This window comes from Ruegeria sp. CDSB086, assembly GCF_059611065.1.
In genome coordinates this window covers 1-22,839 of record NZ_JBXWOV010000013.1, presented here as the reverse complement: position 1 = coordinate 22,839, position 22,839 = coordinate 1, and the positions used below count along the sequence as shown (strand labels likewise).

15 protein-coding genes and 2 pseudogenes are annotated in these 22,839 nt (G+C 53.4%); 5 read left to right on the top strand and 12 right to left on the bottom strand.

The genetic code is table 11. From position 1 onward, the window contains the following. Positions 1-16: 16 nt before the first annotated feature. From AC2FIO_RS20990 to AC2FIO_RS20980, 3 genes are all read right to left on the bottom strand, one after another. Positions 17-1,120 carry an alpha/beta fold hydrolase gene (locus AC2FIO_RS20990; protein ID WP_496699835.1) on the bottom strand — a complete coding sequence of 368 codons (1,104 nt, stop codon included), beginning with the start codon at positions 1,118-1,120 and terminating at the stop codon, positions 17-19. 386 nt (positions 1,121-1,506) lie between these two features. Further along, complete coding sequence (locus AC2FIO_RS20985) at positions 1,507-2,010, bottom strand: outer membrane protein (protein WP_282168684.1); 504 nt, start codon at positions 2,008-2,010, stop codon at positions 1,507-1,509. A gap of 146 nt (positions 2,011-2,156) precedes the next feature. Then, positions 2,157-2,852 (bottom strand): hypothetical protein, encoded by a 696-nt coding sequence (locus AC2FIO_RS20980; protein WP_496699834.1) that lies wholly within the window; start codon positions 2,850-2,852, stop codon positions 2,157-2,159. A gap of 196 nt (positions 2,853-3,048) precedes the next feature. On the opposite strand from AC2FIO_RS20980, the gene AC2FIO_RS20975 reads away from it, so the two are divergent. Further along, positions 3,049-3,774, top strand: a complete 726-nt coding sequence (locus AC2FIO_RS20975; protein ID WP_496699833.1) for a TetR/AcrR family transcriptional regulator — start codon at positions 3,049-3,051, stop codon at positions 3,772-3,774. A gap of 461 nt (positions 3,775-4,235) precedes the next feature. On the opposite strand, the gene AC2FIO_RS20970 is transcribed toward AC2FIO_RS20975, so the two are convergent. The 6 genes from AC2FIO_RS20970 to AC2FIO_RS20945 form a co-directional block, all read right to left on the bottom strand. After that, positions 4,236-5,636 carry a TRAP transporter large permease gene (locus AC2FIO_RS20970; RefSeq protein WP_282168687.1) on the bottom strand — a complete coding sequence of 467 codons (1,401 nt, stop codon included), beginning with the start codon at positions 5,634-5,636 and terminating at the stop codon, positions 4,236-4,238. A gap of 11 nt (positions 5,637-5,647) precedes the next feature. Then, positions 5,648-6,280: a TRAP transporter small permease subunit gene (locus tag AC2FIO_RS20965; protein WP_496699832.1), complete on the bottom strand. Its 633-nt coding sequence runs from the start codon at positions 6,278-6,280 to the stop codon at positions 5,648-5,650. A 68-nt stretch (positions 6,281-6,348) separates the two neighbouring features. Then, positions 6,349-7,359: a TRAP transporter substrate-binding protein DctP gene (gene dctP / locus AC2FIO_RS20960; protein WP_496699831.1), complete on the bottom strand. Its 1,011-nt coding sequence runs from the start codon at positions 7,357-7,359 to the stop codon at positions 6,349-6,351. Positions 7,360-7,484: 125 nt separating this feature from the next. Continuing rightward, positions 7,485-8,825 (bottom strand): sigma-54-dependent transcriptional regulator, encoded by a 1,341-nt coding sequence (locus tag AC2FIO_RS20955; RefSeq protein ID WP_496699830.1) that lies wholly within the window; start codon positions 8,823-8,825, stop codon positions 7,485-7,487. Then, a complete protein-coding gene (locus AC2FIO_RS20950) occupies positions 8,822-10,552 on the bottom strand; it encodes a sensor histidine kinase (protein WP_496699829.1) in 1,731 nt (576 codons plus the stop codon). The genes AC2FIO_RS20955 and AC2FIO_RS20950 overlap by 4 nt, the downstream gene beginning before the upstream one ends. Positions 10,553-10,822: 270 nt before the next feature. After that, a complete protein-coding gene (locus AC2FIO_RS20945; RefSeq protein ID WP_496699828.1) occupies positions 10,823-11,440 on the bottom strand; it encodes a GNAT family N-acetyltransferase in 618 nt (205 codons plus the stop codon). Between the two features lie 59 nt (positions 11,441-11,499). On the opposite strand from AC2FIO_RS20945, the gene AC2FIO_RS20940 reads away from it, so the two are divergent. Then, entirely contained in the window at positions 11,500-11,727 is a 228-nt protein-coding gene (locus tag AC2FIO_RS20940) for a hypothetical protein (protein WP_496699827.1), read from the top strand. A gap of 469 nt (positions 11,728-12,196) precedes the next feature. Here the strand turns inward: AC2FIO_RS20940 and AC2FIO_RS20935 are convergent. Beyond that, positions 12,197-12,830, bottom strand: a pseudogene (locus AC2FIO_RS20935) (IS6 family transposase); the annotation flags it as partial. A 448-nt stretch (positions 12,831-13,278) separates the two neighbouring features. Between AC2FIO_RS20935 and AC2FIO_RS20930 the strand changes: the two are divergent. Genes AC2FIO_RS20930 through AC2FIO_RS20920 form a run of 3 tightly spaced genes read left to right on the top strand, consistent with a single transcriptional unit; the run spans position 13,279 to position 22,048 of the window. Then, the gene (locus tag AC2FIO_RS20930; protein ID WP_496699826.1) at positions 13,279-20,685 is read left to right on the top strand and encodes a GAF domain-containing protein; all 7,407 of its coding nucleotides are present in this window, start codon (positions 13,279-13,281) and stop codon (positions 20,683-20,685) included. 3 nt (positions 20,686-20,688) lie between these two features. After that, positions 20,689-21,030 carry an Hpt domain-containing protein gene (locus tag AC2FIO_RS20925; protein ID WP_109310482.1) on the top strand — a complete coding sequence of 114 codons (342 nt, stop codon included), beginning with the start codon at positions 20,689-20,691 and terminating at the stop codon, positions 21,028-21,030. Then, entirely contained in the window at positions 21,023-22,048 is a 1,026-nt protein-coding gene (locus tag AC2FIO_RS20920; protein ID WP_472723425.1) for an adenylate/guanylate cyclase domain-containing protein, read from the top strand. The genes AC2FIO_RS20925 and AC2FIO_RS20920 overlap by 8 nt, the downstream gene beginning before the upstream one ends. A gap of 123 nt (positions 22,049-22,171) precedes the next feature. Here the strand turns inward: AC2FIO_RS20920 and AC2FIO_RS20915 are convergent. Further along, positions 22,172-22,387 (bottom strand): annotated as a pseudogene (locus AC2FIO_RS20915) (protease HtpX); the annotation flags it as partial. Between the two features lie 252 nt (positions 22,388-22,639). After that, the coding region (locus tag AC2FIO_RS20910) for a hypothetical protein (RefSeq protein WP_496699825.1) at positions 22,640-22,839 on the bottom strand (200 nt) is incomplete at its 5' end.

The following is a 22,839-nucleotide window of genomic DNA, read 5'->3' as shown; positions in this document are numbered from 1 at the left end:
CGCGCCGTACCGCTCGTCAGTTGGTAGGCGTCTGGTTTCTTATTTGAACCAGGGCTTCAGCCCAGGCAATGGGTTGGTCGTACATCACCATATGGGCGGCGCCATCGATACGGGTAAAACTCTTCGCTGGAGCCTTGAGGTGTTTGTAATACTCATGTGCCAGATCTGCCGGGGTGTTCTGGTCTTCTGCTCCAGTTATGAAGTGGACCGGTAGATCTAGGACCGGGTGCGAGGTGACGAGGTCGTATGCACCAACGATCTCGGGCTGTTCAATTGCTGTGCTCGATAGCTCAAGACCGCGGAGATAGTTCTTAACCTGTGCGTCCGTGTAGTAGGGGCTCCGCCCTTCTAGCACATAGGAGAGATAGCGATCCCATAGCCCTTCGGTATGAAAGTCTCCGGCTCCGTAGTCTGCTAAAACTTCACGCTGAACGGTGAGATCTGCCTCATCAAGTGCATCGAACGGCTCAATCGCCTTGAGTTTCCGCTGAGTTTCAGCATCGCCGCGAACTTCTGCCTGATCCAATGCCCACTCAAAGCCCATGTTCATACTGCTTACCCACGCGACACGCTCTGACGTTGGGATGAATGCGTGATAGGGTGAACTATTTTCTGCGATAGTCATGAAACCTAGCGCGCTGCCCCAGGAATGCCCGGTCAGGAATATTTTTTCTTGCCCAAAGCGGTCGCGTAAGAGGTTGGTAAGTTGAAGTGTATCCGACACCAACTTGGATGGCGCGATGCCTTCTATCGTGAGATCTTCGTTGAATGAACTTCCGGCTCCGCGTTGATCCCAATGGACAACGACAAAGCTCTCTTCCAGCAAGGGCGTGTGAAACAATTCGACCCAGGGCATCACGGCACCACCCGGACCTCCGTGCAAAAAAAGCAGCACCGGTTGGGACAAATCACAAGTGCGAATAAGTATCGTTTGTTCAATTCCGCCAAGAACAACTACTTCCTGTGAAACGAAACTTCCGAAACACTTTTTGGCTGCAACATCTTCACCGCTGCGCGTCACGGTAACTTCTTGACGATCCTGGGCAAAAGACCATCCAGCAACGATGGCAACACAAAATGTCAGTAGTAAGAGAAGGCGTCGAAGTTTGAATGAGTACATTGCTCGCTGTCCATTGGATTATTGCATTGCGGTGGCGTCTCGAATTCCGTTGCGACCTGATCTCAATACCTCAGGTAGAGATTGGGCTCGCGCTCGTGATATTCTGGGAGGCCAACATCGCGACGCATGTGATTAGACAGGAATGCCAGCTCCCCATGTTTGGGCAAACGCGGGAAAACAGGACCGCCCATAAACGCTGGGCGTTTCGAGACCATAAAAGAAAGATAGCCGAGCCAAGCTTTCACTTTAATTGGTCCTAGGGGTAGCCGTTCATTCTTTAGAGTCGATACTTTAGTCACCTGGCGCCTCGTCGAAATTTGAAGGTGGTAAAATAGTGGGGAACTGTTTGAAGTCCCCGCCATTTTCGAAATCTCGAATGGCTACAGCTAGAACTTGTAGGACACCCGAAGCGCGACAGATTCAGCCGTGATATCATCACCCGGCGTGTCATATGTGTCTCGTAGGTATTCAAGACCAACCAGAACCCTGTCCGTCGCACGATAGGCCACGCCAAAGCCAGCAGAATAGCCGTCTTCGCTCGTGGATCCGCCATCGATGTTCGCGTAACCAATCACGCCATAAAGGTATGTCCGGCCAATTACATGCCCGCCTTTGAACTTCAGGCGTACAGTATCGACTTTTTCGGCTTTCCCTCCGGACTCAACCTCAGCACCTGCGTCATAAGTAAGTTCACCACCAATTATGTAACCGTCAAAATCGTGAAGATAACCAGCATGGAGACCGAGGGCCGCATTTCCGTTGTCGTTGTTGCCCTCGGAGACATCGATTGTGGATAGCTGCAAACCGGCGTTGAAGCCGGTCCAGCTTTCATTTGCCAAGGACAAAGTCGGCATCATGGCAGCAAGCGCAATCATCGTGATAGTCTTCATTTTAAAGGTCCGTTCTTTTGGTTGTGTGGAAAGGCCATCTGAACGCTGGCCATACGTGATGCGCCAGAGGGAGTGATTTTCCGTTAGTGGGGGTATTGGAATTACCGCTTTCCGGTTTCCGTCCAGCCGTGATCCAAAACTTTGATTTAGAAGATGGGTTTGGGTTTACTGGTCATTTGAAGCAGTTTCCCTGATTGGTCATATCGGGCAGTGACCAGTACCCGACGCGCGTGTGCCACCTCTAGCGGGCCACCCACAACTTCCCAAAGCCCGAAGGTAAAAAGATCCAATGTTCCATGACCTGCTGCTCGCGCAAGGTTCGGTTTTGTCCTGGGCTCAACATCATAGACGGCCACCCAGTCTCCATTGGCTTGTTGCTGCAATTCATCGGGTGAGCCCAACTGGCGTTCAACTTTGAACCGGGTGGCCTCCTGGCTAACGACGCTCAGATCAGGGCCATCTCTGCCTGTCGCCGCCATGTTGGCGGCACATCCACTCAGAGCGGCACCACAGATGAGCGCGACGAACGCTGAACGTACAAACTGAACTGAGTTGGCAATGCGTCGTATAGAAAACCTTCGACTTCGACTTACTTCAAAAGATGCCGGGTTCTCCGGACCCCGTGGTTTGTGGCGTTTTTTCATAGCCTTTCCATATCCTGATTGAATTGTGCGTTGCTTTGGTGGCTTCTGCTTCGAGCTTGTCGGGGTTATCACTCGTAGTGCCACACACTGCTTCAGGCAATTTGTGATCAGAAACCCGAGCAATTCGCGAGTACCCGTCAGGCGAGACATTCGACGCAACTCGGGTGGTGAAACATTCCCGCAGACAAGAACAATCATGGCATTCAATCCTGCATAGTGAGCGCAACTCAACCGGGTCCACAAAGCACTATCGCTTGCGGAATTAGGCTGCGTAAACGCATCGTTAAACTAGGGTTGGCAGGCGAATTGCATTGCTCTGCCAGGCGAGTTGAGGTACAAACCGACCACGGGTCTGTATTTACAGACCGCCGGTCGGTTTTCAAGGGGAAAGTGTATGAAATCTACGACGCGAAAGAACATGCCGCCCGAAGAACGGCGTGCTCAGCTGCTGGGATGCGCGCAGATGTTGTTCTTTTCCAAAGGCTTCGAGGATACCACCATACAAGATGTGCTGGATATGGCGAGCGTCTCGAAGGGCGGATTTTATCATCACTTCAAATCTAAAGACGAGTTGTTGTTCGGTGTATTGGACGGAATGGCAGAGGGTGTAACTTCGCAAATGGCTGTTGTTGCCTCTGATGAGATGTCCTCTGCGCTTGACCTGTTGCACAGCTTTACCCACCTGCGGGCTAACTACTTACGCGAACATGACTACCCAGGTCAGGTCGAATTTTTCCGGGTCATGAATCAGGACAAAAACATAGTTCTGCTTGAACACTTCAAGCGCAGGGTCAGAACTGGCGCCATGCCCGTCCTGATCAGGATTATTCAGAAAGGCTGTGATGAGGGCACGTTTACCGTTGCGGATGTCGATACCGCCGCAGAACTCATTTTGTTCCTAAGCAACTTCATTGATCTCGCCCTGTTGCGCGCGATTGAAGTACGGGGATCTGACACAGCCGATCACGCCGCAGAGAAATTGCAGGCGGCAATCGACATGCAGTTTCTCACGCTCGACCGCATTTTGGGATTGCCGGATGGGACAACGGATTTCGGCTGGCCAGAAGCGGTGGAAGCTACCATGGAAACTGTGCCTGCAACTCCTCCGTCGGCAAACTAATCTGGTCTAGTCAGCGATTACCTCATGCAGCATTCAGTAAAAAGGGCTCGATGCTGACTTCGGTGCCGTTGCGGCAAAGCCCCCTGCCCCACAAAAACTGACGTGGGGACAGCTAATTGTTGCCTTTCAACTGATCACATCGTCGCTGCGCTGCGCCCCGTCGAACCTGCCGTTCGCTGCGGGAGCAAAACTTGAGGCTGGCCAAACTTACTCAATGTACAACAAGTCGAAACCTCGCTGCGCGTTAGCCCAATATCTGCATTTTCAAATTCGCAGACAATTCATGCTTCGTCGGATCAAAACTCCGAAAGCCAAAGGGCAACTCAAATTGACTGTTCGCATGCGACTCAGTCGCCGTATTTGAAAAGTCTCGCGAGATTTTTATCTTATGTCATGATGTTCGAACGTTCATTAGATTTCAAAAACAAGCGTGTTTCGACCTGTAGCAATTCCCATAACGTTCAAACCTGTCCAGGCAACCAAAGAACGATCGCCGGGAAGGCAACGAGCATTGCGATCGTCGCTGCATCCGCCAGAAAGAAGGGTGTTACCCCTTTGAAAACATCTTGGACGCTTAGGTCATCGCGCACGCCGGCGACGACAAAGCAGTTCAATCCGATCGGTGGCGTAATTAGACAGAACTCCGCCATTTTTACGACCAGAATACCGAACCAGATTGCACACATCGGGCCGGACATCCCGAAGGTACTGTCGGCCGCACTTACGGCCTCGCCACCGTTCAGAGCCATGACCGCGGGATAAACAACCGGCAACGTCAGCAACAACATTCCGATCGCATCCATGAACATGCCCAGAACGGCATAAGCCAGAAGGATGCAAATCAGGATCAGCATTGGCGACATCTCGAGCGAGACGATCCAGTCGGAGAACGCGATGGGCAGCTCAGCAAAACCCAAGAACCGGACGTAAACTAACACGCCCCAGATGATGGTAAAGATCATGACGCTAAGCTTGGCCGTCTCCAGCAACGCGTCTTTAAGTTCGGACCAGCGCATGCCCTGATATAGCGCCATCAGAAAGACAACGAAGGCACCGATTGCGCCACCCTCGGTTGGCGTGCCCCAAGCATCGCCTCCGAATGGGTTGTAGACAAAGAAGATGATGGTAACGACGACAAACAAGATCGGCAGTGCGGGCGGAAGAGACATGAAACGCTCTTTCCATGTAAAGCCTGAGACCGCGGGACCAAAGTCTTTGATCACAACAGCCATGCCGATGATCAGCAAGCCATAAATTACCGCCGAGAACATACCCGGGATGAACCCGGCCAACAGCAGTTTGCCCACGTCCTGCTCGACAATAATCGCGTAGATGACCAGAATGGCCGAAGGCGGAATGAGCGAGGCAAGCGTACCGCCTGCAGCCACGACACCTGCAGCAAAACGCTTGTCGTAGCCGATCCTTAGCATCTCGGGGATGGCGATACGGGCGAACACAGCGGATGTGGCGACCGAGGCCCCGGATACCGCTGCAAATCCAGCGGTTGCGAAAACGGTCGAAACCGCCAGCCCGCCCGGGACCCATGCCAGCCAACGCTTCGCGGCTTCGAATAGTGCCTTGGTCAGGCCCGCGTAATAGGCGAGGTAACCAATCAGGATGAAGGTCGGGATAAGGCTCAACGCCTGGCTTGAAATCTTGGAGTGCGGCACCTGCCCCGCTGTTTTGACGGCCACAGTCACAGCCTTGCCGAACCGCGCCGGATCATAACCAAACTTGGCCCAGAAGATCCAAATTAGACCAACCATGCCTGCTGTCGCGGCCGCAAAGGCCACGCGCATCCCCAACACCACAAGAACAAGCATACCGCCCGAGACAATCAGACCAATATCAATGGGTTCCATCAGACTTAACCTCAGTTGTCGTGGCCCGAGACGTGCTCGGCTTCCATTGCAGCTTGAGTGGCTGCATCGGCTATTAGCGGGACGGCAATAGGTGCCTGATCGGGGTGCCGGATCGCGCGACCGTAGGCCCAGAGCTGTAAAGCAAGCCTTAGGCAAAGCACGCTAAAGGCAACGGGGGCTAACAGCTTCGCGGGCCACAGCGGGATACCTATGTCGATAGAGCTGTCACGGCTCCAGAGTGGAGCACCAAAGTCAAAGCTGCGTGCGAAGTGCGCCCAGCTCCCCCAGATCAGCAAGACGATCAGAGCCAGAATGGCAGCGGTTGTGACGAACTCAACGATATAGAGCGTCCGGCCTCTAAGCGCTCCAACAACCATGTCCATTCGGATATGACCGCCATCACGCTGCGCATAGGAAATCCCCATGAAGGCGATCAACGGCATGGCCTGCTCGATCCAGTCCACGTAACCGGGAAGTGGCGCATTGGCGAAGTTCCGACCACCAACGGAGACTACGGCCATTACCATCAGCGAAAAGACTGCAAGACCGCTGATCAAGGCCAGAAAGCTCTCCAGTTTGTAGAGATGTTGATCGAGAATGCTGAGACGGCTGTCGTCAGACAGCACCTGGGATGACCCGGCCATCGTTGTACTCCGCTGTCAGGGGAAAGGGCACCCGACGCCAGCTTGGCCGACGCCGGGTTGTGAGTGGATTAGCTGCCGTTTGCGATCTTCCCAGTCACAAGGTCATAAAGCTCTTGTGCTGGCAGGCCACGCTCGGTGTTTTCTGCAATCCAGGCCTCGGCCGCGGGGGCGGCAGCGGCTTCTTTAAACGCCGCGACTTCTTCATCGCTGAAAGTGACCCGTTCGATGCCGCGTTGATCCAGCTCAGGACCCCACGCTTCCATCGTTTTGGTCTGGTAGTGGCTCACATAGTGATCCAATGCCTCCTCCACCGATCCCAGCAGAGCTTCGCGGTGTTCGTCAGATAAGTCTTCCAGCGCCAGCGTGTTCACCACGACTGGGCAGTTGACGGTGCCGGGGTTGAGGTTCGTCGTCCACCACGTGCCATTTTCAATGGTGCCGAAGGACATATGTGCGTGTGGTGCAAAGCTGACAGCTTTGACGATGCCGCTATCCATGGCCTGACGCACTTCGGACGCAGACATCGAGGTCGGAACTGCTCCAACCGTCTCCATCGCTTTACCGATGCCGCCGGTGGCGCGCACACTCAGACCTTCGAAATCGGTTAAGGATTTCGGCGCGTCACCGACGCCAACAAGGTTGTACTGCGGTAGCGGCGACGGCATCAGCAGAGTCGCGTCCCAGCGTGCCAAATCCTCGACAACTGCCGGGTGTTGATAGACAGCCCTCGACAGGTCAATTTCCTGTTCCAGCGATGTCACGCCCAGAAACGGCAGTTCCAGAACGGTGATCGAGGGGTTCTTGTCGCGGTGGTAGCCAGCGCAGAACTGGGCCATTTCAAACGCACCAATCGAAATCCCATCGAGATTTTCTTTGTTCTTCGACAAGCCGCCATAGCTGATGTTGAGCGTGAACTCGCCGCCCGTCTTTTCGTTCACCAGTTCGGCGAGTTTCTCGACGTGTTCGGTAAAGGCACGACGCTTGCCCCACAAGGAAACGTTCCATTCGACAGCTAGTGCTTCGGATGCAACGGTCAGCGACAGGGCGGCGATGGCCGCCCGGTTAAGATGTTTGCGCATAATGGCTCCTCCCAGATCACGCAATGTGTTTGGGCAGAGTATTCAGGATGCGCAGCAGCCTGCCTATGAAGGAAAATGCGCGTGAAGTTTCGGAGTCCCTGCGGATATCCGCAGAGTGATTTCTCCTACAACAGCGCCTCTTTATCGAGACCAAGTTTGACGATCTTTTCGTTGAGTGTCCGGCGGCCGATCCCAAGCGCTTCGGCGGCGGCATCCATTCGGCCTTTGTGCGCTTTGATGGCTTTGCCGATGAGCTCGCGCTCAAAAGCAGCAACCGCTTCGCGCAGCGTATCTGGCACTTCGTCGAAGTGCTGATCGCTGTGTATAGCCTGTGCCACCGACCCTCCTCCGCGTCGAGCCGCCAAAACGCACCGTTCGCAGACATGGCGCAATTCACGCACATTGCCGGGCCAATCATGTGCAAGCAGAGCGGCCAAATCGTCCTGATCGAGTTCTGGCGCGTCTATCTCGTAAACCTGCGCGTATTCGCTCAAGAAATGCGTTGCCAACAGAACCAGATCATCCCGTCTTTGTCGTAGTGGATGTAAGGATAAGACAACAGTATTCAATCGAAACAAAAGGTCCTGACGCAGGCGGCCTTCCTCGGCTGCCAGTACAACGTCTTCGTTGGTTGCTGACACGACCCTGAAGCTTACTGGCACCGGCGACACAGCCCCCACCGGCAGCACCTGCTGATCTTCGATGACCCTTAGTAGCTTGGCTTGCGCCGCTGGTGGGCACGAGCAGATTTCGTCCAGAAACAAGGTTCCGCCCGATGCCGCCACAAGCCTTCCGTCGGATTCACCCGCGACGCCGAACATTTCCGCTTCAAACGTATCGGCAGACAATGCGGCGCAATTCAACGCCAGAAACGGTGCCTCCGGCGAGCGACCCAAATCATGTAAAGCATGGGCAACCAGCTCTTTCCCGGTGCCGGTATCCCCCTGCAACAAAACCGCAACCGAAGTATCAGCAAGATCAAGTACATCTTGTCGCAAGTCTGTAATGGCGTCTGTTTGTCCCAGCAGGATGCGGTCAAGGCCTGACAGTTTGAACAGCCGGTCTTTGAGGCGGGCATTGCTTTTTCGCATTCGGTTTTGTTCAGCCGCGTGCCTCAGCACCGTAAGCAATCGCCTTGGTTCATATGGCTTTTCGATAAACCCATACGCCCCGTCCTGTATGGCCTGAACCGCCATCGGGATGTCACCATGTGCCGAAATTAAAACTACTGGAGGCGCCACATGCCTATCCAGGCTGGCCAGCAATTCAAGGCCCGACATGCCGGGCATACGTACATCGGACAAAATGACATCGGCTGATGCTTTGGCCAGATGTTCCGTCACCTGGGTCGCACGCGGCAAGGCGCTGACAGTCCAGCCAGCGGCTTCGAGCAACTCGACAAGAGATTGTCGCATCGATTTGTCATCGTCAACGACCAGAACTTTGAAGGGTTGCTGCTGGGTCATTCGTCCGTTTCTTCAGTAATTGAGGCCGTCGGAAAGGTGACACGGAATACCGATCCGCCGCCCTCACGATTTCGGGCCGTCATTGTGCCATCGTGATCTTTGACAATGCTGGTGGAAATGGCCAGTCCTAAGCCCATGCCTCGCCCGCTCTCTCTTGTGGTTACAAATGGCTCTTGCAACTCAGCCAGCGTTGCCTCGCCCAACCCGTGACCGTTGTCCTGAATTTCCAACACGACCTCATCATCAGAAGCCGTGACAGCGGTATGGATTTCAGGCGCATCCGCTTCATCCGTAGCATCTATGGCATTGCGCAAAAGATTAGTGATGACTTGTTCGATCCGCAGTGCACTGCCCCGGATAAAAACCGGACCGGTCGGCGCATCAACTGAGATTTTCACCTTACACTGCTCGATGTTTGGCGCAACCAGAGCCAACGCGGCATTAACTGAAGCGCACAGGTTTACGTCGGCGAAAGCCTCGCTCTCTGAGCGCGCGAAGAACCGCAATTGGCGTGTAATCCCTTCCATCCTGTCAACCAAGCTTCCGATTTTTCGCGATAGCTTGGTTTCAACCGGAGATCCGATCTCTGCCGCAACCAAATGATTGCGCATGGCGGCGATTGGTTGGCCCAGTTCATGTGTTACTGACGCCGAGAGTTGTCCAAGGGCCGCCAGTCTACTTGCGCGCTCCAATTCGCCTTGGGTGCGTTTGAGGCGCCGTTCGGCTGACTTGCGGTCTTCGACTTCGATCGCGAGCCGTTCATTCGCTTCGCGCAACATCGATTCCTCTTGTTCAGACCGCGCCAAGGCCGCGCTTACACGTCGTGCACGTTGTACCTGAAAAAAAGTGAATGCGAGCCCTGCCAAAAGGACAAAAAGCGCGGTCACAAGCCAGCTTCGCGCGACGGCCCGATCATCGCTTGCGAAATAGTGAAGCGACCACCCATGCGGTAAGTTTGCTGCTGCAAGATGCAACCGCTTCGTCCCCGCAATTCTGGCCCGATCCCCCGGCAACTCAGCCCAATCCAATGGATCTAAGTCTTGCCCCGGAAATTGTCTTGCGTTTTGAATCCGTTCTTGTTGCTGTTCCGACAATGGCGACAGCACGCGGTATTGCCAATCAGAGTTAGAGGACAGAAGAACAACACCGTCCTCATTGGCCAACAAAACCTGTTCGCCCGAATTTTTCCAACTGTCCTGAAGGTCCGAGAAGTCGATCTTGATAGCTATGACTCCAGTTGAAGCTCCGTGATCGTCAAGCACCGCGTTGGAAATGAAGTAGCCCGGCAAGCCAGTCGTTGCCCCAATGGCATAGAAGCGGCCTTGTTCACCGGAAATGGCAGTTTGGAAATACGGGCGGAATGCGTAGTTCTGGCCAACAAAGCTCTCAGTGTCGCGGTAGTTCGATGCGGAAATCGTGATCCCGTCCTCGTCCATCAGGTAGATCGCATCCAGTCCCGCCCGCGCCGCAAAATCTTCGAGCCGTCGGTTTAATATTCCCGTGCCGTCACCTTCGGCCGTTCCAATGACATAGGAGTCTTGTGAAAGCACATATGTGAAGTGGGAAAACCGTTCGAGTTCGCTGTTAACCGAACTTTGATAGAGAGAAAGTCGGCCCTGCGCTTTCGAAAGCTCCTCCGAAAGGAAGTATTGGTATGACACCAGATTAAGGCCAATGCTCGCTGCAATGGCTGCTAAAAAGATGACAATAAGCGAAGTTGACCGCATTAATTGCTCATAAACTGCGTCAGCATAGGATCACAGCATTTTTTGGCCGTCCATCCCGGGACTTCTAATCCTAAGTGTGAGTTTTCAGGCCCAATAAGGCTGTCAGGGTCTTTATGGCAAGTTAAGTTAACGTTCCGGGCCACAGCCAACATCCAGCAGCCAACCGAATTGCTGCGGTCGCAGCCCTCTTTGCCGCCATTCGTTGCAGCGGCGAGATAGGAAGCCTGTCAAACTCACAGATCGCGGACAATGCAGCCGTTTGATCTCTCTCTATTGGGCGGCTCGAAACATCGGAAACAGGGGTGGGGCTTGGTCGGCTTTTATTAGACCCATCTCTTGGAAACCATAGCGCCTATACAGCGATAGATTTGTAGGGTTTGTCGACTCCAAGTAAGCAGGTCTTCCATCTTCGTCACAACGTTCAAGGCAGCATTCAAGCAACGCGGACCCCAACCCTTTTCCTTGGCGAATTGGATCGACCGCAATAAAAGCTAAATGCCAGCAGTCTTCATCGGGATGATAATTGTCCATCTGCCCGAAGGTTTCGAACAACGCATCATGCTTTTCTGGTGAGACCGTCTGCTCAAAACAGGCGACAAGCCGTTCTTCGTCAGGGTGAATGCTTGGCCGAAGCCAAAGTGCGCCAGCAGTGAAATCATCGTTTTGAAACGCGCTACCCTTTTCAAATGCACGCCCGCCAAAGAAGTCCATTACTCGCGGGAAGTGGGTAAGGAAATCGGCAGGTTCAGGATACAGCCAACGCATGAATGGGTCGGCAGAAAATCCAAGAGCAAGTCCGCTTAACAAACTTTCTGCTTCACGTCGGGTTGATGATCTAAACATGAAATTACCTTTGGTCGTTCCACCTCGATTTTCACGTTTCAGCATGTGGGTCGCAAATACATGTTGTCAAATGCGCAATTTTTGTCCTGCTCAAGCACCGATGGATGACTGAACTGGCCCAGGCGTTTGTGGGCGGTACAACATTCGGAGGTCAGGCGCATTTCACTTGGATGAATACCGGCCCATTCTGGCCGTTGACGTTGACGTCATACGCCGCAGTGAAACTTCTACAAACCGGCCATTCGCTGTACTGGCAAAGCATTGCGCTGGCTGAACTCTCACACTCCGGGACTTTGCGGACCAATAGCCTGCGTTACATCCTTTGCGACTAACATGGTCGTAAACTGAACTACGACCAAATTCAGAAGGCCACGATCGTGCAACGCAAAAAGCTGGGCCTCGACGCTTACAGCCTTCACGGCTTGCGATATAGCGCAGCAAGCGAACTGGCAGAGGCGGGATGAACTGACCACCAAATTTCGGCCATCACAGGTCACAAAAGCCTGGCCATGGTCCAAAAATACTCGAAGAGTGCCAGTCAAAAGCGACTCGCGAAGCAGGCCCGGTTAAGCGGGACCAGAACAAGAACTGAACATGAACGTGAGAAACTTTCTGGGAAACCGCAAAATCGACGGTTTCTTGCGTGGTCAAAGGGTGGTCGGATTTGCCATATATTTATGGCGGTGCTGTTAGACAAATTCGAACCAGTCTCAGCTAGTCCAGCATAGCTGACCTTTATTTGGCACAAAGATCGCGCCACTCGGAAAGAGCGCCGGAGCGTGTCAGTTTGAAAGTGTCTCAGCTAGTTAGAGATCTCTCCTGGTTGAATTGGTTGTAGACAGAGGAATGGACGGAGGCGAATTTCCGCAAACTTCGCATGCGCCTGAAACGTTGAATGGCGCGTTCTCTTCGTCGGAATGGCAGGTGGGAGATCTCAACGCGGTCGTTGAGCCACCTGCTCGTCTGCTGTCTTTCGGTTGCACCAAGCTCTCTGAGAGCGGCCCGATACGATGCGAAGCGATCCGTGACGACGTTTTCCGCTTTACCGTGTCGCTTCATAAATTTCTTGAGGAATTTCAATGCCGCATGCTTGTTTCGACGTTTGGTGACAATCGCTTCCAGTACCTCGCCTTCGTGATCAACAGCCCGCCAAAGACAATGCCGCTTGCCATTCACCTTCACAAAAACCTCTTCCACGTGCCACTTCTATTGGGAGAACGCGCGCAGTTGCTAGACACGCTTCCGTCTGATCTCAGCAGCAAACATCGGGCCAATCCTGTTTCACAAATAGCGGATGGTTTCGTTGCTCACCTCAATACCACGCTCATGCAATAGGTCTTCCACGTCTCTAAAGTGGGAAATGAACGTACAGCATGACCGCCAGACGAATGACCTCTGGACTGGTTTTGAAGTACTTGAATAGCGATTGCTTAATCTTGCGCGAAGGCTACGAGGGCACCCTGCCCGCTTCAACACAAGTTCTGCTGACTAAACCTTCGGTGGAGCACCTCAGAGGTCGAACATCCTGAGGATTTCGAAGCGCGTATGGAGGGCCAGAGCAGTAAGGCCTATAAGGCCCTTCAGCGCCTTGACACTATACTGTTGATTCATCGCGCTGACCTGCTGGATGATCCGAGCTTAGTGGGCCGTGCTCGCATGTGCATGAATGCAAGGGGCATCATCCGTAAAGAATTCCAGTGACTTCTATTACATGCTCTCTAAACTCCGGGCAGTTGTTAGTCAGAATTGACGTGGGAGTTTGGGCGCAGTTGGGCGACAAAAAGGCATCAGGGACCCCTATAAGTCCTGCGCCATCATCTGCGCCAAGTTCGGAGTTAAGCGCAGCTGATCAACAGGCGCGGTTTGAAGCCACCGCTCGCGTGATGCAGGCGATCTCTGTGACCAAGGACGACGTACAGCCGGTTTGCGATCTGATTGTCGCGCTTGCCAAAGACCTTTGCGACGCTGTTTTTGCTGGCTTGGTTCTTGGACAGGAAGGCGACGCTCTTCAGCGGCTCGTGGCCAGTGTTAACCTGCACCCTGACATTCAGCAGCTCTGGCGCGACGGTAAATACACGATGGAGCCGGGCAATTCTCTGGTGACTGAAACAATCCTCAGCGGCGAGACCAAACGCGTTGTGGATATGGGAGACACTGATTTCCACAAATCCGGCGATGAACGGTTCAAGTTGATTGTCGACAAGCATGGGTGCCGCAGCAATCTGTTTGTTCCTCTAAAGGTGGACGGCGGTGCAATCGGATGCTTGATGTTGGCGCGAGACGAGGTGCGGCCCTATACCGACGATCAGGTTAAGCTCGTCGAAACCTTTGCCGCCCAAGCGGTAATCGCCATTGAGAACGTTCGCCAATTCCGCGAATTGCAAATCCGCCTGGCACGCGAAGGCGCCTCGCGTGAAGTTCTTGAGACAATTAGCCAATCACGAGAAGATGAGACGCCGGTGTTCCAGACGATCCTGGAAAACACCGCTCGGCTTTGCGAAACAGATGTCGCCACATTGAGCCTTTTGAATGAGGCTGGAACCCACCTTGAATATGCGGCCCATTTTGGTGATCAGTTGGCGACCTACGAGGTTGGCGTAGATCGTTGGTCACTGGACTCACATCTCCAGATTGCGGAGTCCGTGCGCGAGGCGCGCGTTGTTCACAATGTCGATTTGCGCCTGACTGACCAGTATATCAAGGGCGACCCATGGCGCCGTCAACTTGTAGACGAAGAAGGTGTCCGGTCATTTCTGACGGTCCCATTAATGTCGGCAGATGGTACGCCCGTGGGCGTTATCGGGATTTACCGACGTGAGGTTCGGGCCTTTACAGACGACGAGATTTCTCTGGTTGAGGGCTTTGCCGCCCAGGCCGTGATCGCCTTGGACAACACACGACAATTGAATGAGCTGCACACGCAATTGGAGCGTCAGACGGCAACGCAGGAAATTCTGACGGTCATTAGCCAAAGCCGTGATGACGATGCGCGCGTCTTTGATTCAGTGCTTCAGCAGGCCACCAGGGTATGTGATGCAGATCAGGCGGTACTTATTTTGATCAACGCTGCAGGGACCCACGGGCGGTTGGCGGCGAATTGGGGGCATCAGAGAACCGAATTTGATGTTGGAGACGAGTGGCAGTTGGATGAATCGATTCCCATAGCCACTGCGATACGAACAGGCAAGGTTGGTCGCATCGATGATTTGACCGACACGGATTTTTATCGCTCGGGCCATCCTACAGCTGCCATGATGGTTGAGATCGAAGGCATTCGGTCACGCGTTACAGTCCCCCTGATGCAAGGAGATCAGGCTATCGGTGCCATCGCGGTCAGCCGCCGTGAGGTCCGGCCATTTGCTGACCCTGACGTGCAGTTGATTGAAGAATTCGCCAAACATGCAGTCATTGCCATCGAAAACACGCGCCAGTTTCGTGAAGTTCAGGAACGACTTGAACGGGAAGAAGCGTCGCGCGAAATCCTCGAAGTCATCAGCCGCAGTCGCGATGACGATAGCCCTGTCTTCAATAGCATACTCAAAAATGCCAGCCGTTTGTGCAAAGCCCCACTGGCCTTTCTGTGTGTCGCCGATCACGAACGTGGCCTTGCAACAATTCCGGCCAATATCGGTGCGCGAACGGATTTTGATGAGGCCCTGAAGGGGTTCGTGGAGCCCTTGACCCGCACGGAACTCGTTGCAATCCGCCCTATGTTCGATGGCCAGGTCATCCGGCAAGACGATATTGCAGATGATCCGCTTTATTATCAGGATCGCGATCCAAAACGGGTTCAGATGGTTGAAGTCGAAGGGGCTCGCTCGGTCCTTGCGGTGCCGTTGATGAAAGACTACAAGGGTCTTGGGGTGATCGTTCTCTATCGCCGTGAAGTTTCGCCATTTTCGGATGATGATGTCGCTCTGGTCCAAACCTTTGCGGCCCAAGCCGTGATCGCAATGGATAACGTACGCCAGTTCCGAGAGGTGCAGGACCGTACCGCGGAAGTCACGCAAGCCTTGGAGTATCAGACTTCAACATCCGAAGTGCTGCGTGTGATCTCAGCGTCTCCCAATCAACTGTCGCCTGTTCTGGACGCCATTCTTAAAGAAGCGTCGCGCATCTGCGAATTGCAGGATGCCTATGTCGCAATGCTCGACCCGGACGATGGGCTTTTTCATGTGCACTCGACGCTCACACAAGACACGGCCTTTGCAGAGTACGTCAAAGCTCACCCGATTTCGCCAGCGGAGAACGGTGTAAGCGGGCGTGCAATCTTGTCGAAACGCACAAGCTATGTCGAAGATGTCGAAGCGGATGACACCTACACCTGGTTGGAAGAAAGCGGCGTGGGTGATTACAAATCATTGCTTGGACTTCCGCTTGTCAAAAACGGCGAAGTCGTAGGCGTTATCTCTCTTGGGGCGCCAATGGTCTCGGGTTTTTCCGCCAAACAGATCAAACTGCTGGAAACTTTTGCGGATCAGGCGGTTATCGCGATTACCAACGCAAACCTTTTCCACGAGTTGGAGGAGCGGACAGAAGAAGTCACGCAGGCGCTGGAGTATCAGACCGCCACGTCAGACGTATTGTCGGTGATTTCGCGATCTCCGAATGAGCTGGAGCCGGTGCTGACGGAGATACTGAGAGTCGCCAGCCGGATTTGCGAGCCAAAATATGCGGCAATCTCGATTCTGAATCCCCAAGACAACCTTTACCATACTGACATCATGCTCGACTTTGACAGTGATTTCATGAAGTTCATGAAGGCACACCCAGTGCCGGCAGGTCATGGGAGCGGCATTGGCCAAACAGCTGCACGAGGAGAAACAGTCTACTACGAGGACACTGAAGCTAACGAATACGCCTGGAAGGAAGCCGCACGTATTGGCAAGTATCGCTCGCTTCTGGGTGTCCCATTGGTCAAGGATAAGGTTGTGGTCGGTGTGGTCGTGCTCTGCCACGACAAAGTTGCACCATTCAATTCAAAACAGATCGCGCTCTTGGAAACGTTCGCCTCCCAAGCGTTGATTGCTATCAATAACACTCGGCTTTTTGAGCAAGTTCGGGCGCGCACGGCCGAGGTCGAAGAGGCATTGGTGCGCGAACGTGCCAGTGCTGAAATCTTGCACCTCATCAACGAAGCATCGTCCGACATCCAGCCTGTGTTTGACCTTGTCGTGCAAAAATCCGCTGAGCTTTGTGGAGCGCAGTTCTGCGTCCTCGAGCGCTTTGACGGCAATCTCTATCATTTCTGCGCACAATACGGGTTTCCGCAGGCTACTTTGAAGGCACTGACTTCGGATTATCCCTTGGAAGCTTCAAAGGGTCATCTGGCTCCATTGGTCGTGGAAAGCGGCGAAGTTCAGCATCTAGCAGATGCGCGGGGACCCGAGTATTTCAGTCCAGAGCTTGCCCGAAAGGCTGGGTATCGGCGCTTGATGGCCGTACCGATCCGGGCTGAGGCGCGGATTTGGGGCGTCATAATTGTCGGTTGGGCCGAGGCCGGACCGCCGCAACAAAACAGCGTCGAGCTCGTTCAGGGTTTTGCCAATCAAGCCAGTATCGCCATCGAGAACGCACGGCTATTCCGGGAAACTCAGGAACGCACTGCTGAAGTCGAGGAGGCGTTGAAGTATCAGACGGCGACGTCTGAAGTGCTCGACGTCATCTCGCGCTCACCGAACGATCTTCCACCGGTATTGGACGCCATCCTGGAGGTCTCGTCGCGTATCTGTTCACCGGAATACGCGTTCTTTGCAATGAAGGATGCTGACGATGGCCTATACCGCGTGGCCATGTCTCACAATGTCAGTGATGCTTTTCTCAAATTCCTGTCCGACAACCCTATCGCGCCCGAGGAAGGTTCTTGCATCGGGCGCACAGCCCTGCATGGCAAGACAGTCTATATTAAAGACACTCGTGGAGACCCGTCTTACACTTGGAAAAAGGCGGCTGAGATCGGGGACTATCTTACCACTCTTGGTGTCCCTTTGGTCAGCAATGGCGTAACCGTTGGCGTTATTGTTATGGCGCATCGGCAGGCAGCTGCGTTTAGCGACAAACAAGTCAGCCTACTCGAAACCTTCGCGTCCCAGGCCGTGATCGCCATCAACAATACGCGACTGTTCAAAGAAGTGCAGGCCCGAACTGCAGAAGTTGAAGAGGCATTGGGGTATCAGAAGGCGACATCCGAAGTGCTCGAGGTGATTTCCCGTTCCCCTGACGCTTTAGAGCCGGTTTTGGAAGCGTTGGTGGCCGTTTCGTCGCGCATCTGCCGCCTACAGGATGCTTTTGTGGCGCTTAAGAAACCCGAGGACGGAAAATTTCATTTCTTTGCCGGGCACAATATCACAGAGAGTTTTGCCAAATTCCTCGAGTCGCACCCATTTGAGCCGGGGGAAACTTCGGCAACCGCCCGGGCGCTTTTATATGGGCGCGCCGATTACGTTGAGGATACTCGAGCGGACCCTAACTATGATCCAGTCCTTAGGTCCAACTTGCAAGGATACAGGTCGGTTCTTTCTGTACCTTTGATACGCGACGGTGACACGATTGGTGTCATCAGTATGGGCAGCCGAAACAAAGCCGCCTTTGAGGACAAGCAAATCAAGCAGATGGAGACCTTTGCCTCGCAGGCGATCATAGCGATTCAAAACTCTCAATTGTTCAACGATACGCAAGTCGCACTCTCTCGCCAAACGGCAAGTGCGGATGTCCTCAGAGTGATCTCGGAATCCCCAACAGATACTAAACCGGTTTTTGAGAAGATTGTCGGACTGGCTACAGCTCTCATCGATTGCGACTTGTCGATTGCTATGCAGGCTAACAAAACTGAATACTGGCAAGTGGCGGCCGCAACTCCGGATGGTTTAGAGGAAATCACTTGGACTGAGCGCCTGCCAATTGATCCCGACGACAACCTGCCATCCCGCGTCATCCAGAGCGGCAAGACGCTGCAATTGGATGAATCGCGCTTTGATGAACTATCTCCGCGGGACACGGAAATCGTTGAGCGACAAGGATTCAAGTCGTTCTTGATGGTGCCCTTGATGCGAGGGAAAGACTGTTTCGGCACTCTCGCCTTTATTCGGAAAACGTCGAAGGCTTTCAGTGATGACGAAGTAGCCATTGCCGAATCTTTCGCGGATCAGGCTATCATCGCGCTGGAAAACGTGCGTCTGTTCAATGAAACTCAGGCTTCCTTAGCGCGACAGACTGCCAGTGCTGATGTATTGCGGGTAATCAGCCAATCGCCTTCAGATACCACACCTGTTTTTGAGGCGATTGTAAATTCCGCGACACGGCTTGTTTCATGCGACATGGCAGGCGCCGCTTTGTCAGATGACAGTTTCTGGTGGCAAGTGGCTTTGGCGACGCCAAAAGGCCTTTTACGTGATTTCGGACGAACCCGACACCCGCTGGACCCGAAAGATAATTTTCTGTCGTCCGTGTTACTGTCCGGGAAAACCATGCATGTACACGATTTGACGTCGCAGGGTTTACCGCGCTTGGCAAAGAAGCTTCACGAAGAAAACGGATTTGAAGCTTTCCTTGGCATACCGTTAATGCGCGGAGACAAGTGTTTGGGCGGGCTCTATTTCATCAGGAAATCAAAAATACCGTTTTCAGACGACGATATTGCAATGGCTGAGTCTTTTGCGGATCAGTCTGTTATTGCCATCGAGAACGTGCGCCTTTTCCGCGAGGCCGAAAAGGCCCGTGAGGTGGCCGAGTCTGCTAACCAAGCAAAAAGTGCGTTCCTCGCCACCATGTCCCACGAAATCCGTACACCGATGAATGCCGTTATCGGGATGAGTGGGCTCTTGATGGATACCAAGTTAGATGCCGAGCAAAGCGACTATGCCAACACGATCCGGGACAGTGGCGACGCACTACTGGGCATAATCAACGAAATCCTCGATTTCTCAAAAATCGAAGCCGGGCAGATGGACATCGAGAACCATCCGTTCGATTTGCGTGAATGTATTGAAAGCGCGCTTGATCTGATCAGCGGCAAGGCCGCCGAAAAGCAACTCGATCTGGCCTATGAATTTGACGACGCTCTGCCCCTTGCGATCAGTGCTGACCTGACCCGGTTGCGGCAGATCCTGCTGAATCTGCTTTCCAACGCCGTAAAGTTTACCGAAAGCGGGGAAGTGGTTTTATCTGTTGAACAAACCACCGAGAAACGCGGATTGCTTGAGTTGACTTTTAAAGTCCGCGACACTGGTATTGGCCTGAGCGAAAAAGGGATGAGCCGTTTGTTCCAGTCCTTCAGTCAGGCAGACAGCTCGACAACTCGCAAATATGGCGGCACCGGTCTTGGTCTGGCGATTTCCAAACGTCTTGCGGAACTCATGGGCGGCACCATGTGGGCACGAAGTGACGGCGAGGGGCACGGTTCGACCTTTACGTTTACAATCCAGACCAAACCTTCCAAACCAGTCAAATCGTCGTCGCGCGATCTGGTTGGTATTCAGTCCGAGCTTGAAGGCAAGCGCATTCTTATGGTGGATGATAACGCCACCAACCGTAAAATCTTGTCGCTCCAGACCGAGAAATGGGGCACTAAAACCACTACCTGCGAAACCCCGTCCGATGCGCTGGCGACACTCGAGAAGGCTCAAAAGTTCGATCTGGCCATTCTCGACATGCACATGCCAGAAATGGATGGCGAGGAACTTGCCCAAAAAATTCGGACCATGCATCCGGACTTACCGCTGATCCTCTTTAGTTCTCTTGGTCCGCGCGACATTGACCTCGAAGACGGCCTCTTTGCTGCCAACCTCACCAAGCCGCTGCGTCAGTCGCATCTCTTTGACACTCTGGTCACGTTGTTTTCAACCGAAGATACCCCAGTGAAGCCGGCCAAGCCCGTAGACAAACCCCAGACCGATCCAGAGATGGCAAAACGCCACCCTCTGCGTATTCTGTTGGCTGAGGATAATTTGGTGAACCAGAAACTTGCGCTTCGCCTGCTTGAACAGATGGGCTATCGCGCTGATCTGGCCAGCAACGGCGCTGAGGCGGTCGAAAGCGTGAACCGGCAAGCATACGATGTCGTATTGATGGACGTGCAGATGCCCGAAATGGATGGGCTCGAAGCCTCACGCTGCATAAACCAAGATTTTCCCGGAGAAGACCGACCGCGTATAGTCGCCATGACCGCTAACGCCATGCAAGGCGACCGCGAGATGTGTTTAGATGCCGGGATGGACGACTACATCGCCAAACCGATCCGCCTGCCTATTCTTATCGAAGCCCTTTTGAATGTTCCTAGGAAAAGCAAGTAATCCATGACAAACGGTCCAATTGATCTTGATATCTTCGCTGAACTCAAGGACGCGACAGGCGACGAATTTGCCGCCGAGCTTGTGAACACCTTCCTCGACGAAGCCCCTGGCATGATCGCCGAATTGAAAGCGGCTGCCGACGCGTCTGACGCTGATGGATATCGCCGCGCGGCTCATTCCATTAAGTCGAATGCAAACACCTTTGGTGCGACTGCACTGGCCGAGTTGGCCAGAAAAATCGAGCTCGGGGACATACCAGCGACTGGCGACCTTACAGATGCGAAAGCTCTGGAGGCCGCTTTCGCCAAAGCTGCTGCGGCCCTGCGGACCCTGAACAATGACTGATACACCCGGCCACCTCCTCATCGTTGATGACAACAAAGTCAATCGGCTACTCCTGTCTCGCAATGTTGAATTGTTGGGGCACAAAGCCTCTGTCGCGGAAAACGGCCTCGTCGCGATGGAGATGTTGTCGAGTCAGTCCTATGACCTGCTTCTACTCGATATCGAAATGCCGGAAATGGACGGGTTCCAGGTTCTGGAGGCAATCAATGCGGACCCCGACCTGCGCGAATTACCGGTAATTGTGACCTCCTCTGTCGAAGGGCTCGACAATATTGTGCGCTGCATCGAGTTAGGCGCAGAAGACTACTTGCCTAAGCCGGTGAACAAGACGCTTCTCAGCGCCCGCGTCTCCAGCTGCCTTGAAAAAAAGCGACTGCGGGACGAACAAAGACGCCTTCTCGAACGCTTCGCAACCACCGAGGTTGCGCAAGACCTACAAGAGTCTGGGTTTGCCATCGGTGGCAAACGTGCAAACGCATCGGTTCTTTTTTGCGACATTCGCGGTTTCACAGCACTTTCAGAAAGCCTAGCGCCCGAGGCAACAATTGATCTACTCAACACCTTTTACACGTTGATGTTCGAGGCGGTGACCAGCAATGGCGGCATTGTCAGCCTGATGCTGGGTGACGGGTTGATGGCTCTCTTCGGTGTTCCACAACCTCTGAACAACACTGCGCAAAGTGCTGTAGCTGCGGGGCATGAAATGCAGAGCATGATAGAGATGCTGAATCACGACCGGCTCGCGGATGGAGAACGGAGTCTAAGGATCGGGATCGGTATCGCCACAGGCGAAGTCGTCGCGGGCTATGCCGGCACTGACAACCGGGCGACCTATACCTGTATCGGATCCGCGGTAAATCTCGCAGCCCGATTGGAAGCGGAAACCCAGAACACCGGAAGCCGGATTTTGGTCGATCAAGAGACCCTGGATCTGCTCGACGGAGTTGATATTCAGGAGACATTTGGCGGGACCCAGATCAAGGGCTTCTCCGATCCATTCGACATTCACGCTTTGTGATCTTCCGACACGAGTATCGTTTCTCAGATATCATTTCCTGAAAGATCGTTTACTATTAACCTCCCCGCCGTCGCAGCCACTCAATTTGGATTCGCGAAAACGGTTTGAATTTTTTACGCCGACCATTTGGGACAACCCCGTATGGTCACCAGATGAAACTGGCCTTGCGTTGTGCATGCGAAGGACCATTTTGTCTGAGTTCCACCAGGTAAACAGGTTCATGCCTGCTGCCAGCACCAATGCGAACAGCATGCCGCCCGCTCCGGCCAGAAGGTATCCCAACCCTATGAACAAGGCCGTCATTGCGGCCATCAATAATGCAGTCTTCGTATAACCCATTCGAAGCAGACCTCTACGCGGCTCATACATGATGTGTGATCAATACGTTCATGTTGCAATGATTGTCGCCCCGATCTGCGGCAATGGGGGCTACTACGCTGAGCAAATGGCGATTTTCCCTCGAACTGAATTTTAAATAAATCATTTATATTCAACAATATGAACCTTAACCCTCACTAAAGATCGTGCTGCAATGTGTGAACAATCTTACTTTCAAGAAGTTGGGTTTCTGACAGTATGGACTTGTGTGTTTCAACAAGTGTTGTTGGTTAGAAGATGTATTTTACCAAGTTCGAAGAACCGTTTTGCGCGGTCGATGACATCCGCAAAGATGAGTTTGCCCGGAAAAATCCGTTGCTGGACAATAGATCTGTTCATGCGCAGTGGAAGAAAGGTTCCTGGCAAATCACGCGAATAGGTGAGATCTGGAAGAGGACCGGAAAGGTTTTTTC